Here is a 15590-nt window from a genome sequence, read left to right as displayed (position 1 = left end):
ACGCTTCACCCAGCATCCCGGAACACTGCTTTGCCGCGGACCAGGCGCACTGCCTGAGCTTGAGATCTATCTCTCCGGTCCCGATCCAGTGTCTGATTTGCTGAGTGCCCGGTCGCCCAAACGCTGATCTGCCTGGTGAGGACCCGCTGACCGACCAGTCGCCTTTGACCGCTCTGCGCAATTATTCTATTTTCGAAAAAAACCGGCTGATCGGGGCTCAAAAAAGCGAAGCGTACAATGAACGCTTCGCTTTTTTCATGCAGCCAGTTCCAGTGGATCGATTGAATCCCGGAATTTGGCTATTTGTGGTCTTTATGGACTTCGTGGATCTCGGCCTCGCCAAATACCATCTGTTTGAGCCGTTTTCCGGTGGGTGTGCCGGCGATTCCGCCGATGCCGGTTTCCCGAAGGTTTTCGTTCATGGAACGGCCTACTTCGTACATGGCGATCACCGCTTCATCAAAGGGAATGCGCGAGCGGACGCCAGCCATGACCATATCGGCCGTGGTCAGGGCGTTGACAGCCCCCTGGGCGTTGCGGTAGACGCAGGGGATCTCAACCAGACCTGCCACCGGGTCACAGACCAGTCCCAGCATATTCATGAAGACAATGGCGCCGGCATCCAGGCACATGGCGGGGGTTCCGCCCAGCAGGTGAACTGCCGCGCCTGCGGCCATGGCCGTAGCGGAACCGGTCTCGGCCTGACAGCCGCCTTCGGCACCGGAGATCGTCGCGTTCTGCCCGATGATGATGCCCATTGCGCCGGCGACGGCCAGCGCATCGATGAGCTGATCCTCGCTGCACTGCCGTTCATCGGCGAATGTTTTCAGGATGGCCGGGACAATGCCGCAGGCACCGGCGGTCGGCGCTGCCACAATGCGGCCCATGGCCGCGTTGACTTCGGAGGAGCTCATGGCAAAAGCCATGGCATTGGTCATGACGCTGCCGCTGATCGCCTGCCCGGTTTTGGCATAGGCGGATATTTTGGTGGAGTCGCCGCCGATCAGTCCGGACAGAGAAAATACCAGACGGCGTTTTCCTTCGGTAGCTGCGACCTTCATCACTCGGATAACCTCCGCCAGATCCGACCGGACCTCTTCTCGGCTCACACCGGATTCTTCCATCTCATGTCGGATGGCGGCTTCCCCCAGATGAATCCCTTCCTCTTCACAGATTTTCAGCAGTTCATGCGCGTATTGCGGAAACATTACTCCACCTCCTGCAGGTTCAGATAGCTGACCATGGATACCCCGGACAAGGTTCTCAGTTCCGCCAGAACCGATTCCGTCACCGCTTCATCCGTTTCAAACACCATGGTGGCGCCGCGGCCGCGCGAGGACCGGAACACTTTCATGAACGCGATGTTGATGTTGGACTCAGACAGCGAGCGGGTGACCTGGGCGATCACTCCCGGCACGTCCGTATGGCGGACAATCAGGGTTGGGTAGTCCCCGGTAAAATCCACTTCATCGCGATTGATGGCAATGATGCGGATATTGCCGCCGCCGATGGAGGATCCGGTAATGGAGTATTCTTTGCCCGCCTCATCGGTGACAATGGTGCGCACGGTGTTGGGATGAACGTCCCCCAGATCGGTAGGGATGAACCTGAACTCAATGCCCCGGCCTCTGGCAATGAACAGTGCGTCCTTAATGTCCTCCGACCAGGTGGAAAAGCCCATGAGTCCGGCCAGGAGAGCTCGATCCGTGCCATGTCCCTTATAAGTCATGGCGAAGGAGCCATGGAGATGAAACTCAACTTTGACAATGCGGCCCGTCACCAGAGCCCGGGCGACCCGGCCCAGCTTAACCGCACCGGCCGTATGTGAGCTGGAGGGACCGATCATGGTCGGTCCCAGAATGTCGAACAAACGATATTTCTTCAATCGAAAAAACTTCCTCCTATGAATTCTCTTAATATGGAGTTGGCAGGCACCAGCTCATCGGGCAGGTCTTCGACAAAGTTCAGCATGGCGGTAATGCGCCGCGCTTCGTCATAGACCGGGGAATCACTGGCAATCGAGGTCAGCAGCGGCAAAGCGTGTTTTTTCAGGATGGGCAGCTCATAAACCAGCGTGGTATTGAACATTTCATCGGCCTGATCCTGAAAGGGGAATATGTTCTTCTTCTCGCCGATTGTAACCCGGGTAAACAGATCCAGGGTCTGTTCCGAGGTCCAGCCGCGCTTGCGGTGATCCCGCACAATCCGGCGGATTTTTCGGACATCGGTAGTGGAAATGCGGTTGTGCGCATCCATGTTGAGCTGGGTCAGCGCGCTGACATAAACCTTGAATTTGAAGCGGTCTTCGATATTGCGCAGCAGCTCCGGATTGAGGGCATGAATGCCTTCAATAATCATGATGCCGTCAGGGGGGATAGTCAGTTCATGGTCCCCCGGCAGGGAGAGCCCCTGCTTGAAGTCAAACACCGGAGGCCGCACCGTTTCGCCGGCCATCAGGCGGCTGATATCCTCACTGAACTGGTCCAGCCGTATGGCATGAATGGACTCAAAATCAAAGGTCCCGTCCGGCAGAACCGGCGATTTGTCCCGATCCACGAAATAATTGTCCATTTCGATGGGATAGGGCTTCATGCCGTTGACCATCATCTGGATCGCCAGCCGGCGGGACGAGGTCGTTTTGCCGGAAGAGGACGGACCGGCGATCAGCACGACCCGGACATCGCCCTTCTGCTTGATCCGGTCCGCGATGTGGGCGTACTTTTTTTCATGCAGCCCCTCGGACACTCCGATCAGGCGCTTGGCATCCCCTTCCCGGATCGCCTGATTGAGTTCGCCAAGAAATGAGGTCCCTAAAATGGCATCCCATTCCCCGGTTTCACGGAAAATCTCATAGAGTTTTTCCTGAGAGTAAAACTCGGGAACCCGGTCCGGGATGGTCTGCGAGGGGTACATCAGGACAAAGCCGGCTTTATAGGGAATCAGGTCGAACAGTTTCAGATCTCCGGTATTCGCCGCCAGCGGCCCGTAAAAGAACCCGATCAGACCGTCCAGTTCATACAGCTTGATTTCGCTGAAATCCGTTCCTTCAAACAGCTTGACGACCTCGGGCCGCCGGCTGGCGCGGAAGCGGCGCAGCGCTTCGGTCTTTTCCATTACTTTCGGGATGATGGGCAGATCTTCCCGGACCAGAGCAGTCATTTCGGCTTTCAGATCCGCCAGTACGGCGTCGGTCACCGGCAACCCCTTCAGCTCACAGAACAGACCGCGCGATATCGAATGCTCAATAATGACGGTGGCGTCGGGATCCAGCCGTTTCAGCGCACGAATCATGAGGAAGCAGATGCTTCTTTCATAGGCCCGGTTCCCGGATGGATGATCCGTGGATACTACCTTGTAGTCCATGGTTTCATCCAGGACTTCCTTGCTGAGTTCGACAAACTCATCGCCGATTCGGATCAGCATTGGCAGGCCGTCATAGCCGTTCTCTCTTAAGATCTCACGATAATTCACTGCGTTACCTCCATGGATGAGTATTAGGTTCATTATACTCGATTCGCCCTTTGCCGTCAGTGGTTCTGGGTCAGTGTGACCGCCATCGATCCGTTTTTTTATCACTTTAATTCACACAATATTCAGAATGAAGATCCTCCTTCAATGCTAGAATGGTAGTAAGTATTCGAACAGGTCCATCCAGGGACAAGGAGGACTTCCATGAACGAAATCGAAGTGAAGATTCTGGATATTGACAAGGCGGGCATCCTGGCCAGACTCCGCGAAATCGGCGCTGAGCTGGTGAAGGACGAAGCGCAGGTCAATACCATTTATGATTATCCCGATCTGCGCCTGCTCGGCAAAAAAGGCTATGCCCGCATCCGGGAGATCAAAGATCGGATCACGCAGCGGGAAGCCGTCTATATGACGCTGAAAACCATGCTTTCTCAGGAAAAGTACAAAATCATGGATGAGCGGGAAACCAAAATCGAAGATGCACAGGCTGGCCACGGCATCTTTACGGGTCTGGGACTGATCGTGCGCAAGATCCTGATCAAGGATCGAATCAGCTATCTCTACAAACACTCCCTCATTGAGATCGATGATGTGAAAGACCGGGAATATCCTTTCCCGCTCCTGGAAATCGAAACGCAATACGAGGAAGAGCTGCGCGAAATTGTCGAACTGCTGGGTTATGCCATGACGGACACAACATCCATGACTATGACGGAAATCATGGAAAAGCGCCGAAACGCCATGAACATCGCTTTAAAATGAGGCTGGTCCCTCAGAAAGAGCCAGTCCCCGCCAGCCATTGACGAAATGGCCGGGGATTGGCTATAATCATTGATAGATTCCATATCATCAACATCGCTGAAATCGGAGCAGTAAGAATTGAAACCACCAAAGAGAGCCCTGGGTCGGTGCGACAGGGTGTGGCTAAAATCCTGAACTCGCCGGTGGAGATGGTCCCAGGCAATGGGGATCCGCAAACCCGCGTGAAGGGAATAGAGTGAAACAACCCTGTTGTTTAACTAGAGTGGTACCGCGCATGACTTCGTCTCTATATCCGAGACGGAGCTTTTTTATTTCTCAAGCCAAAACAGGTCAGCCACGCCACCGTGCAACAGTTCATATGAGGAAAGATCAGTCAGTATCAAAAACGCCCTCATGAGACAACAGACAGAAAAAGAAGGATGAATCATCAAGCAGCATGGCAGCTTCACAAACTGTGCCTGCTTGCGAGCAGAACGAACGAACAATCCCGGGAGGAGATCTTATGATAAACATTCGTGAAACCGAACAAAAATGGCAGAAGCACTGGCTGGAGAATCACACGTTCAGTGCCTCCAATCAATCTGAGAAGGAAAAATACTACTACCTGATCGAATTCCCCTATCCCTCCGGCTCCGGCCTCCACGTCGGCCATTGCCGCAGCCACGTGGCACTGGATGTCATGGCGCGCAAGAAACGAATGATGGGCTACAATGTCCTGTTCCCCATCGGCTGGGATGCCTTCGGCGCTCCGGCGGAGCAGTATGCCGTCAAGAACAAGATCCACCCGAAAAAAGCTGTGGAGGAAAACATCCGGACCTTCAAGGCTCAGGTTCAGTCCATGGGAACTTCCTTTGACTGGGACCGGGAGTTCTCCACCACGGACCCCGATTATTACAAGTGGACCCAGTGGCAGTTCCTGAAATTCTTTGAAGCCGGCCTGGCCTACAAAGCGGAGAAAAACATCAACTGGTGCCCCTCCTGCAAAACCGGTCTGTCCAATGAGGATTCCTCCGGCGGAGTCTGCGAGCGCTGCGGCACGCCCGTCGTTCAAAAATCCAAGGCGCAGTGGATGCTGAAGATGCAGAGCTACGCGGAACAGCTCCTGGAAGGTCTGGATGACACCCATTTCCAGGAGAAGATTAAACTGGCGCAGGTCAACTGGATCGGAAAATCCGTCGGAGCTGAAATCGACTTTGCCATCGCCGGAACGGACGAAAAACTGAGGGTCTTCACCACCCGGCCGGATACGATCTATGGCGTCACCTTCATGGTTCTGGCCCCGGAACACCCCATGATCGAAACCTACCAGGAGCGGATCACCAACCTGGATGAAGTCCGCAGCTATCAGCATGAGGCAACCCACAAATCCGAATTCGAGCGGACGCAGCTCAACAAAGATAAAACCGGAGTGGAAATCAAGGGACTCAAAGCCCTCAACCCGGTCAGCGGCGAAGAACTCCCCATCTTTATCTCCGACTATGTCATGATGGGCTACGGCACCGGAGCCATCATGGCGGTCCCCGGCCACGATCAGAGAGACTGGGAATTTGCCCGTAAATTCAATGTCCCCATCGTGGAAGTCATTGCCGGCGGCGACATGGATAAGGAAGCCTATTCCGGGGATGGCGCCAGCGTCAATTCACCTCTGATCAACGGCATCACCGACCGCAAGGAAGCCATCGGTCGGATCGTGGACCATCTGGTCGAACACCGCACCGGTGAGGCGAAAGTCAACTACAAGCTGCAGGACTGGGTCTTCTCCCGCCAGCGCTTCTGGGGCGAGCCGATTCCACTGATCTACTGCGACAGCTGCGGCTGGCAGAGCGTCCCCTATGACCAGCTTCCGGTGGAGCTTCCGGAAATTGTCGAATATGAGCCGACAGAAGACGGTGAAAGCCCCTTGGCCAACATCGACTCCTGGGTAAATACCACCTGCCCGCACTGCGGCGGATCCGCCCGCCGGGAAACCGACACCATGCCCAACTGGGCGGGTTCCTCCTGGTATTTCTTGCGCTACATGGATCCAAAGAACGACCAGGAGTTCGTCTCCCGGGAAGCCATGAATTACTGGGGCAAGGTTGACTGGTACAACGGCGGCATGGAGCACGCCACCCGCCATCTGCTGTACGCCCGGTTCTGGAATCAGTTCCTCTACAATGAAGGCCTCGTTCCCTACAAAGAACCCTTCAACGTCCGGGTGGCACATGGCATGGTGCTTGGTTCCGATGGCGAGAAAATGAGCAAATCCAAGGGGAATGTCATCAATCCCGATGACATCATCCGTCAGTACGGCGCGGATACCCTGCGCTGCTACATCATGTTCATGGGCGACTATGAAAAGGAAGTATCCTGGAACGACCACGGAGTAGCCGGTTCGCGTCGGTTCCTCGACCGGATCGTCAAGGTCGGCGATAAAGTACGGGACGGCCAGAGCTATAGCCCCGCCCTGGAAAAAACATACCACAAGACCATCAAGAAAGTGACCCGTGACATCGATGAAATGAAATTCAACACGGCCATCGCCAGCCTGATGATCCTGATGAATGAGATCGATGAACAGAGCACCGTCACCCGCAAGGATTACCGGACCCTGCTGCATCTGCTCAATCCCTTCTGTCCGCACCTGACCGAAGAGCTCAATGAACAGTTCAGCCTGGGCGAAGAACTGTCCCAGTCCGCCTGGCCAACCTATGATGAAGCGAAAACCATTGACCAGGAAAAGGAAATCGCGATCCAGGTCAACGGCAAAGTCCGTTCCACCATCCTGGTGCACCTGGATGACACCGAAGAAGCCATCAAAGCCAAAACTCTGGAAGATGAAAAGGTTCAGAAGTTCCTGGAAGGCAAGACCGTGGTCAAAGTCATCGTCATCAAAGGCAAGATCGTCAATATCGTCGTCAAATAGCAGTCCATTCAACAGGTTGAAGCCAGCCCCCTTCTGCAGCAGCAATGGCTGATCTGGCCGTCGTGCAGTTCAACGATCCGATGAATCGGCTGACGGATCAACCGATGAATCGGCTGACGGATCAACCGATGAATCGACTGACAGATCAACCGACCGATCAGTAAGAAACTGAGCCCCAATCCCAGGGGCTCAGTTTCTTTTCAGTCAGGCAATCAAGTACGGATGAAATGCGATCCAGGGAACCAGGTCATGGATTCTGCTCTCCCAGGAATCCGGTCATTCATATCCGAGTACTTCACTAAACATTAACATTTTGTTCACGTTTCGTTATTGATAATGACTATCATTAGATGGAGTGGTATGGTATATTGGAACTACGGAAGATAGTAAGCAGCCACTTAGTATTTTCATATTTCCCCCTTTACACGATTAGTACAGTTACCTTGAAAGAGCAGTTCCCCCGACTGCTCTTATTTTTTTTCATCGTCTTGTAGAGTAATCAAAAAAAAGATATAATACGTAATGATATGGTAAATCAGATCAAAACACTATGATTTAAAAGGAGAACGTACTATGGCAATGATTAACATCAGCGATGCAGCTTACAATGAATTCAGAGAGCTGCTGACAGCAAACGATATAACCGACACTACCGTTCGGATCGCCCTGGCCGGCTTTGGCTGTTCCGGACCAAGATTCGGACTTATGGTGGACGAGCCCACAGAGAATGACGCCACCGAACTGGTGAAGGAACTCAATTTCGTGGTGGAAAAGGAACTGGTGGAAGAATACGAAGGCTTCACCATCCTCTCCGATGAAGAAAACGGCGGAGGCGGAATGTCCTTAAGACCTCTGCGTCTGGACGAATCCGCATCAGGCTGCTCTTCCTGCGCCAGCGGCTGCTCCGTATAACATCATCCAAGCATAAATGGAAAAACCAACCGGACCGGGATTGCTCCCGGTCCGGTTGGTTTTTTTGCCGGCTCTGTTTCATTGCTGAATCCAGATTGTTAACGGGCCCATTCATGGAGCAGTTCCCGCATCGCCTCCAGACCGAAGGTCGCGTTGCGGACTTCCTGCTCCCGATTCAGCCGGATCACTTGGCCAAAGGGCTTTTTCACACTGAGCGAATCGCCGGTCACAATCCAGAGCACCTGATGCTGCGGCTTGAGCGTCAGTTCAGCCTCTCCCTGACCATCGGTAAAGTAGATCAGGAAGCACTGGCGCAGGCCCTCATCCCGCAGCCGCTCAAAGACAGGTGAGAAGGCGGTGCCGCCCCGGCGTCTGGTCATGGGGCGGATATCCGTCAGTGCAGCGATGCGATAATCCGCCTGGATTTTGTCATCGCATTCGATGACCCGCAGACTGCGGCGATAGGCTTTGGTTATCCCAAGGATCTCACTGAGAAAGTGTTTAAGGTCATGGTCCTGAATGGAGGCGGAGATGTCGATGGCTACAATGACTTCCGGAACGTAATCCCTCAGTTCGCCCTTAAGATCCAGCCGGTGGGGCTGACGGCGGTTGCGCCGGGTGATGGTTTTGCGCCGGCCCGCCGGCATGGAAATCAGAGCCCGCCGCAGCGCGTCGCTCCAGGACAACTTCGCCGGCCCGGAAGCCTGAATCAGATTCTTGAGTTCCTCCGGCGTTCCGCCCTTGCCGGCTTCCCGCAGCATGGCGTTGAGTTTTTCGCGGGAAGCCTCCTTTTTCAGGTCATTCCCCCGGTTCCAGGCATCGTGGACCCTGGAAAAATCGATGCCATGCTCCTTCTGATACCGGGCAGCCGCTTTGCGATCTCTGGCCAGCGCCCGGTCAATGTCCCGGGCATAGGTCTCCAGCGTTTCATTGAATTTCAGATCCAGCTCCAGCCGGGCATTGACCGAATTGAGCTTTTCACTGAACGCCGGCAAAAACTTAATGTACTGGTTCACCGCCACATCCATGGCCAGGTTGATGGCCAGGCTTGAATAGCGGTTCTTCAGGGCATGTTCCCGCGAATGATGATCCAGAATCAGGTGCAGCACCTCATGCTTGATCAGCGCACGGGCTTCCGCTTCGCGCAGAAATAAGAACGAGATCGGATTGACCAGTAGCTGGATTTCACTGCCCTTGACCACCGTGGCCAGAGGCCAGGTCAGGCTGAAATCCACCCCTCGTTTCATTTCCCGGGTGAACCGGGCATAAAAGTCCTCCCCGTCTTTCACCAGCTGAAAATCGATGTCGCGCAGGTATTCAAAAAAATCCCGCATGAACCCCTGGCGCAGACCGTTTCCTTCGGTATAAGCCACGACATCCCGCAGCAGATGCCGTCGGGCCGTTTCAAACCGGTCGGAAGGCTCATAGCGCTTATCGATAGCACTCAAAGAACGCCTCCAGGAAAAGGTCATCCTCCCGCAGCAGCAGATACAGATCTTTGCCGTACACTTCCCGGATTTCCTTCATCAGTGAGATTCTCAGATCCCTGGGATACAGGAGCAGAATCTGGGATACGCGCCGGACGCGTTGATCACTTACCTCACCTTTGAGCTCCTTGAGCAGGTTCATCATCAGAATGTAGAGCCTGGAATGAGAGGACTGCGCAATTTCATCCTTCACGCTCTGGGTAACCTGGTCCAGCTGGAACAGGTCCCTGGCCTTGAGCAGAGGATTTTCATTTTCTTTCAGAAAGCCCATGAAATCCTGCGCGATTCGGGTGCCGACATTTCCCCGGACAAAATGATACAGGGTCTCCCGGGTAAAATGAGTGCTCCGGTCCATCACCTTCAGGGCATCGGATACGCGCTCCCAGCTGCGCGGTGTAGCTTCGATGAATTCTTCCTCCGAAGCGGAATGGAGATATTCGTCAAAGGACGAAATGAACTCAATGACCTGGGCGTGAATATCGCCTTCCTGCAATCCCCAGAGAATCCACTCTCTGGCATCGGAATCCATGTTGAACCAGACAAAACGGTTCTCCTGAGCCGGATCCATTTCCACCACCTGATACTCGGTGTGCTTGAAATCTTCCATCCGGGCGGAGGGATTCATGGCCGAAGCCACAATGACCCGCTCATCCAGATGGTAGCCGTTGATTTCCCGGTTCAAAATCAGATTCATCAGTTCCTGCTGCACCGCATGGTCACAGCGGTTAATTTCATCGATGAACAGCAGGCAGCCCTTATCCCCCCGCTCCAGCAGCTCATCCATCTGAGCCAGCTTGTGGTGCGTCGCGTAAAAGGTGCGGCCCTTCTCCACCGTGGGAAGACCACCGATTTCGCCTTCTTTCAGGAGATTGGCATCGATATTGACCAGATACAGGTTCATTTCCTGGCAGTAGCGCCGGATCAGAGCCGTCTTGCCAATGCCGGACTCTCCGATGATCAGGGGCACGGCTCCCGCGGCCAGAGTCAGTTCCACCGCGTGATAAGTTTCAATGAAATTCATGGTGTCTACCTCCCCAGCACGTAATCCATCAGCTTCTGACGGGTTGATTTCGATCCGTTGGCGCCGACAAAGGCAATTTTGTCCAGATCCAGAATTTCCAGTTCCATGAAGTCCCGCAGGTAGACCGCGTCAGCATCCCCCTGGAATACTTCGGTCAGGATCCGGATCAGTTCGTCCATTTCCACCGAATCATAAATGTACTTTAAAATATTGATGTTCTGCTTCAGATAGCCTTCCAGCTCTTCTGCCGAAAAGCCTCCAATGTAGGCAATTGCCTGCTCATTCCGGCTGACCGCCAGCTCTTTGGCCGTCTGGCAGGGCGAGGCAATATAGCGGATGGCATTCCAGGATCGCTCCACGGCCCGAACCTGGACCTCACAGTCCGGATCCGCAATGTATTGGATGGCATCCGCATCCCGTGACACGGCCAGAAGCTGCTCCTCCTGAGTCGGCGTAGCAATGTACTGAATCGCCCACCCCTTGTTTTCAATGGCTGCCCGCCGCACCGCCGGCGAAGGATCCTGGAAGTACTTCAGATTGTTCCAGGCATTGCCGACAGCATACAACATCAGTTCTTCCGAAGGATTTTCCAACTCCCGGAGGAACGTGGCCTGAGTTCGGATCTTTTCTTTGATTTGATCATCCAGCATATTATCTTCCTGCTTTCTTTGTATCGTTCTTTCTTGATATTCTAATCAATTTTCCTTGGCTTTCTTCATGAATTCCTTAATGGGTTTCATTCATGGTATCTCTACTGATATCTCATATTATTTTCTTTTTAATTATTTTTACGCCTGTCCACTGGACCTTGGTTTGTTCCATGGCCCATCGGACCGGATGTTATGTCAGGGAATCACGAGGACCTGATGTTTTCTCAGTGATTGCCTGAAACGGAAAAGAAAAGCACCGGGGTTCCGGTGCCTGATTGCTATAAGTGACGGAACCGCTTCACATCGCGGCTGACATCCTCCAGCAGCAGCTGGAGTTCATCCACATTTCCGGTTTCAGCCAGCTTGTTAAGGGCCAGCTGGTGCTTGGAGGCTTCCCGACCGCGGTCCAGGGAGGTTAACAGCAGGATCTGGTCCATGATGTTGGAAACCAGATCTGACTTCACTTCGAAGAGCAGCTGGGCATCCTTGATTTCATCCTTGATTTCCATCATGACTTCATCGAGCAGATAGGCAGATTCAGCCGACAGCTTCAGCTTCTGCCGGATGTTTTCCGGAATCTGCTGCTTATATTTGTAATTCAGGGAATGCTCCGCTGTCGCCCAGAAGTTCATTGCCAAGGTGCGGATCTGGATTTCTACCAAAATATCCACTACACCCTCGGCCATGTAAACCGGATACTTGAGAACCATATGATAGGACCGGTAGCCGCTGGGCTTAACGTTGGTGACATAATCTTTTTCATACATCACGGTCATGTCCTGACGGCTGCGGATCAGCTCCACCACCGTCCAGATGTCGTCAACAAACTGAACCATGATGCGGATTCCCGCAATGTCTTCCAGCTCGAACCGGAGCCGGTCATGCGGAATATTGAATTTATTGGCTTTCTCCAGCATGCTGGAGAGTTCCTTCACCCGCCCCGTAATGAACTCAATGGGCGAGTATTCATTTCGTTTGCGGTATTCCTTGCGAATGCCCCTGAGCTTGATCTTGAGTTCCTCGATCGCCTGCTCATACGGTACATAAAAGGATCCCCAATCTTTTCTTGCCATAATCCCCCATCCCTGTTCCAGGTTCTTCTTCACTGAATTCAAGGCAGGCCTGCCTTGCATACCACCAGTATATTATATCAGATTTCCCGAGTCTTGATGATAGTTCACGAACTGTGATGTTCGTTTGTTGTTTCTTTGATATCAGCTGTTTCCATCGTATTTTTCCATTTCCGGGCACTTGCGGTCGCCTGGAGAAACCTCAAGAGTCCCGGAAACATCCGGTAGTTGACCCTGACATCCCTGAGGCTTGAACGAGCTCCCGCATCCGAGAAAACAATGATCCCTGACAGCGTAAGTCTCACGCTGTCAGGGATCTCAAGGCATGACCGCTTTTGTTCACTCCGAGAAGCTCTTTGAGAAGCTCTTTGGGGAGCTCTTTGAAAAGCTCTTCGAGGGCTCTTCGAGGCGGCAGTCACTGGTTATTTAGATGAACAGATTGACTGCTGATTCCTCGGCGTCGCCCAGGTAATAGCCCACGCCGCCGACTTTGACGCCGTCGATGAGTTCTTCCAGCTTCAGGCCCAGAAGGTCCATGGACATCTGGCAGGCAACCAGTTCCACTCCGTTCTTCTGAGCGGTCATCATCAAGGATTCCAGGGAGTCTACATTCTTGTCCTTCATGATCTTCTTGATCATGGCCGGACCCATGCCCGCCATGTTCATTTTGGACAGTCCCAGCTTGCCGGCGCCGCGCGGCATCATCCGGCCGAAGAGACTTTCGATGAAGTTCTTCTGAACGCTGACCGGGGTCGACTTGCGCAGAACATTGATGCCCCAGAAGGTGAAGAACATCGTGACTTTTCCGCCCATGGCGGCTGCGCCGTTGGCAATGATGAAGGAGGCGATGGCCTTGTCCAGATCCCCGGAGAAGACCACCAGGGTCTTATTCTTGGAGGGCTGCTGGCAGGTCGGATCCACCGGTAGGATGCACTCTTCCAGAGAAGCCGCCTTCTTCAACTGAACATCGACGAAGCCTTTTGCCTTTGACAGAGACAGCACTTCGGTTCCGGTGCGCCGGGCCCAGGCCTTGACGTCTTCATAGAAACCCGGATCCGAGGCCCTAATGTGCAGCACTTCGCCCGGATTGATCTTGTCCATGTTCTCCTTCATTTTCATGAGGGGGCCGGGGCAGGAAAGACCGCAGGCATCGACTTCAATCACCCGGACCGGTTCAGCCGCTGCCATGACAGCTTCAGCGGCAGCCTGGACATGCTCTTCCGGCAGAACCTGAGTTCCGTCTTCATGGGTTGTCATCACGTCCTGCTTGCCTTTGTGACCGCCGGTATGAGTTTCTTCTACCGTGCCCAGAGCCAGCAGCCGGGTACCGCCTGCCAGGTTAAAGGCTTCAAAGCCGTGCTGGGTCAGGATCCGGTTGGCGGTATAGCCTCTCAGACCAATGGAACAGTAGGTCCACAGGCGCTTGCCTGCCGGAATTTCACCCAGGCGTTCCCGCAGGGAATTCAGGGGAATGTTGATGGCGCCGGGCAGTGCGTGCTGCTCGAATTCCACTTCTTCCCGGACATCGATGATGAGGTCGGTTTCTTTGTTGTATTCTGATTCAAACTGCAGGAAGGTTCTGGATTTGACCAGTCCCTCCAGGTCATTCTGAGCCGTGAAGCCAGCCATGTTGGCCGGAGATTTGGCCGACAGGAACGGCGGTGCATAGGCCAGATCCAGATCTGCCAGGTCATTGACGTCACCTTTCATCCACAGAACGGCTGCCAGTACGTCGATGAACTTGTCGACGCCTTCGTATCCAACCGCCTGTGCGCCCAGGAGCTTGCCCTGAGGATCCACCAGGATCTTGGCCGTGAGCTGCATGGCTCCCGGGTAATAGGTGGCATGGTTCATCGGGTGAACGAAGTAAGCCCGGTAATCGATGCCCTTTTGGCGGAGCTGCCGCTCGTTGTTTCCGGTGGAAGCAGCCACCAGGTCAAAGATCTGCAGAATGGAGGTTCCCTGGGAGCCCTTGTAGGTCCGGTTAATCCCCATAATGTTGTCAGCGATGATGCGGGCCTGCCGGTTAGCCGGTCCTGCCAGGGCAATGGTTGCCGCTCCGCCGGTCACGGAGTCAAACGTCTCCACGGCGTCGCCGGCTGCCCAGATATGATCCGCTGAAGTCGCCATTCGCTCATTGACCTTGATATAGCCTCTTGGGTTCAGCTCAATTCCTGATTCTTTCAGGAAAGCGGTGTCCGGACGGACTCCGATGGCTGCAACCACAAAATCGGCATCGATCTGACGGCCGGAGGCAGTTTCTGTCCGAATGCCGCCGCTGATTTCAGTGAAGCTCTTGACTCCGTCATTGATGATCAGCTCAATGCCGTTATCCCGCATCTCCTTCTCGCAGATCATGCTGATCTCGGTATCAAGGGGTGCCAGAATGTGCGGCGCGGCTTCGATCAGAGTGACGTTCAAACCGCGATGAATCAGGTTCTCCGCTACTTCAATGCCGATGAAGCCGCCGCCGATGACGGCGCAGGACTTGGCTCCGCCGTCCACGATTTCCTTGATCTTGTCCATGTCCGGAATGTTGCGCAGGCTCTTCACCAGTTCGTGGTTGATTCCGGGAATGGGCGGAGTCAGCGGCATGGCGCCGGGTGACAGGATCAGCTCATCATAGCTTTCCTTATACTCCGAGCCGTCCTTGGCCCGTACGGTTACTTCCTTTGATTCGGGATGAACTGCGATCACTTCGGTTTCGGTTCGAACATCGATGCGGTAGCGGTTCCACAGGGCTTCCTTGGTGGTGACAACCAGGTTGCTGCGTTCCTTGATCACTTCACCGATATGGTAAGGCAGGCCGCAGTTGGCGAAACTGACATAGGGGCCGCGCTCAAACATGATGATGGACGCGGTTTCATCCAGTCGGCGCAGACGAGTGGCCGAAGTTGCTCCGCCGGCGACGCCGCCGACAATTAAAATTTTCTTACTCATGATTCTTAACTCCTAAGGTATGCAGTATTTCGATGATCCTCTGATCTTTCAACTGGTAATAGATCTCAGTGCCTTTGCGCAGCGTTTCAACGACCCCTGCATCCCGCAGGATGCCCAGGTGGGTTGATACCGTGGACTGCGGCAGATCCAGTCCGCATTTCATATCCGTGACATTGCAGTAACCTTTTCGCTCCAGTCCCATGATGATGCAGATTCGCACCGGATGGGCGATACTCTTCAACAAAGCAGCCGTGTCTTCATACTCGTGAAATATTGGCTCCATGCGTCCCCCTTTTATATCGAATTTTTACGATGATTCATTCATCAAGATTTTACGATATATTCGTTTAAAAGTAAACAACCGTTCTCACGGTT

Annotated in this window: 12 protein-coding genes and 1 other annotated feature; of the genes, 3 read left to right on the top strand and 9 right to left on the bottom strand. The window is 53.8% G+C overall.

Annotated features, from left to right (window positions below; translation table 11 throughout):
* Positions 1–299: 299 nt before the first annotated feature.
* Genes sdaAA through NQU17_02085 form a run of 3 tightly spaced genes read right to left on the bottom strand, consistent with a single transcriptional unit; the run spans position 300 to position 3471 of the window.
* A complete protein-coding gene (sdaAA, locus tag NQU17_02095; protein UUM12372.1) occupies positions 300–1208 on the bottom strand; it encodes an L-serine ammonia-lyase, iron-sulfur-dependent, subunit alpha in 909 nt (302 codons plus the stop codon).
* Positions 1208–1885, bottom strand: a complete 678-nt coding sequence (gene sdaAB, locus NQU17_02090) for an L-serine ammonia-lyase, iron-sulfur-dependent subunit beta (GenBank protein UUM12371.1) — start codon at positions 1883–1885, stop codon at positions 1208–1210. The genes sdaAA and sdaAB overlap by 1 nt, the downstream gene beginning before the upstream one ends.
* Entirely contained in the window at positions 1882–3471 is a 1590-nt protein-coding gene (locus NQU17_02085) for a nucleoside kinase (protein UUM12370.1), read from the bottom strand. Before NQU17_02085 ends, sdaAB begins: the two co-directional genes overlap by 4 nt.
* 201 nt (positions 3472–3672) lie before the next feature.
* Between NQU17_02085 and NQU17_02080 the strand changes: the two genes are divergently transcribed.
* From NQU17_02080 to NQU17_02070, 3 genes are all read left to right on the top strand, one after another.
* Positions 3673–4230 (top strand): CYTH domain-containing protein, encoded by a 558-nt coding sequence (locus NQU17_02080; protein UUM12369.1) that lies wholly within the window; start codon positions 3673–3675, stop codon positions 4228–4230.
* Positions 4231–4317: 87 nt separating this feature from the next.
* Positions 4318–4521: a binding site (T-box leader), on the top strand.
* 211 nt (positions 4522–4732) lie between these two features.
* A complete protein-coding gene (gene leuS / locus NQU17_02075) occupies positions 4733–7135 on the top strand; it encodes a leucine--tRNA ligase (protein ID UUM12368.1) in 2403 nt (800 codons plus the stop codon).
* 573 nt (positions 7136–7708) lie between these two features.
* A complete protein-coding gene (locus NQU17_02070; protein UUM12367.1) occupies positions 7709–8047 on the top strand; it encodes a HesB-like protein in 339 nt (112 codons plus the stop codon).
* 98 nt (positions 8048–8145) lie between these two features.
* On the opposite strand, the gene NQU17_02065 is transcribed toward NQU17_02070, so the two are convergent.
* The 6 genes from NQU17_02065 to NQU17_02040 form a co-directional block, all read right to left on the bottom strand.
* Positions 8146–9495: a VWA-like domain-containing protein gene (locus tag NQU17_02065; GenBank protein UUM12366.1), complete on the bottom strand. Its 1350-nt coding sequence runs from the start codon at positions 9493–9495 to the stop codon at positions 8146–8148.
* A complete protein-coding gene (locus tag NQU17_02060) occupies positions 9479–10555 on the bottom strand; it encodes an ATP-binding protein (GenBank protein ID UUM12365.1) in 1077 nt (358 codons plus the stop codon). The genes NQU17_02065 and NQU17_02060 overlap by 17 nt, the downstream gene beginning before the upstream one ends.
* A 5-nt stretch (positions 10556–10560) precedes the next feature.
* Positions 10561–11205: a hypothetical protein gene (locus NQU17_02055; GenBank protein UUM12364.1), complete on the bottom strand. Its 645-nt coding sequence runs from the start codon at positions 11203–11205 to the stop codon at positions 10561–10563.
* A gap of 278 nt (positions 11206–11483) precedes the next feature.
* The gene (locus tag NQU17_02050) at positions 11484–12278 is read right to left on the bottom strand and encodes a GTP pyrophosphokinase family protein (GenBank protein UUM12363.1); all 795 of its coding nucleotides are present in this window, start codon (positions 12276–12278) and stop codon (positions 11484–11486) included.
* 423 nt (positions 12279–12701) lie between these two features.
* Positions 12702–15215 carry an FAD-dependent oxidoreductase gene (locus NQU17_02045; GenBank protein UUM12362.1) on the bottom strand — a complete coding sequence of 838 codons (2514 nt, stop codon included), beginning with the start codon at positions 15213–15215 and terminating at the stop codon, positions 12702–12704.
* Complete coding sequence (locus NQU17_02040; protein UUM12361.1) at positions 15208–15498, bottom strand: metalloregulator ArsR/SmtB family transcription factor; 291 nt, start codon at positions 15496–15498, stop codon at positions 15208–15210. Before NQU17_02040 ends, NQU17_02045 begins: the two co-directional genes overlap by 8 nt.
* Between the last annotated feature and the right edge of the window lie 92 nt (positions 15499–15590).

This window comes from Clostridiaceae bacterium HFYG-1003 (assembly GCA_024579835.1).
GTDB lineage: Bacteria > Bacillota > Clostridia > Clostridiales > Clostridiaceae > JG1575.
This window is presented reverse-complemented; position numbering and strand designations above follow the sequence as displayed.

Coding starts and splice junctions, on each gene's coding strand:
- NQU17_02045 (UUM12362.1), bottom strand. CDS start 15,215: ATGAGTAAGAAAATTTTAATTGTCGGCGGCGTCGCCGGCGGAGCAACT.
- NQU17_02040 (UUM12361.1), bottom strand. CDS start 15,498: ATGGAGCCAATATTTCACGAGTATGAAGACACGGCTGCTTTGTTGAAG.
- sdaAA (UUM12372.1), bottom strand. CDS start 1,208: ATGTTTCCGCAATACGCGCATGAACTGCTGAAAATCTGTGAAGAGGAA.
- NQU17_02060 (UUM12365.1), bottom strand. CDS start 10,555: ATGAATTTCATTGAAACTTATCACGCGGTGGAACTGACTCTGGCCGCG.
- leuS (UUM12368.1), top strand. CDS start 4,733: ATGATAAACATTCGTGAAACCGAACAAAAATGGCAGAAGCACTGGCTG.
- NQU17_02070 (UUM12367.1), top strand. CDS start 7,709: ATGGCAATGATTAACATCAGCGATGCAGCTTACAATGAATTCAGAGAG.
- NQU17_02080 (UUM12369.1), top strand. CDS start 3,673: ATGAACGAAATCGAAGTGAAGATTCTGGATATTGACAAGGCGGGCATC.
- NQU17_02055 (UUM12364.1), bottom strand. CDS start 11,205: ATGCTGGATGATCAAATCAAAGAAAAGATCCGAACTCAGGCCACGTTC.
- NQU17_02050 (UUM12363.1), bottom strand. CDS start 12,278: ATGGCAAGAAAAGATTGGGGATCCTTTTATGTACCGTATGAGCAGGCG.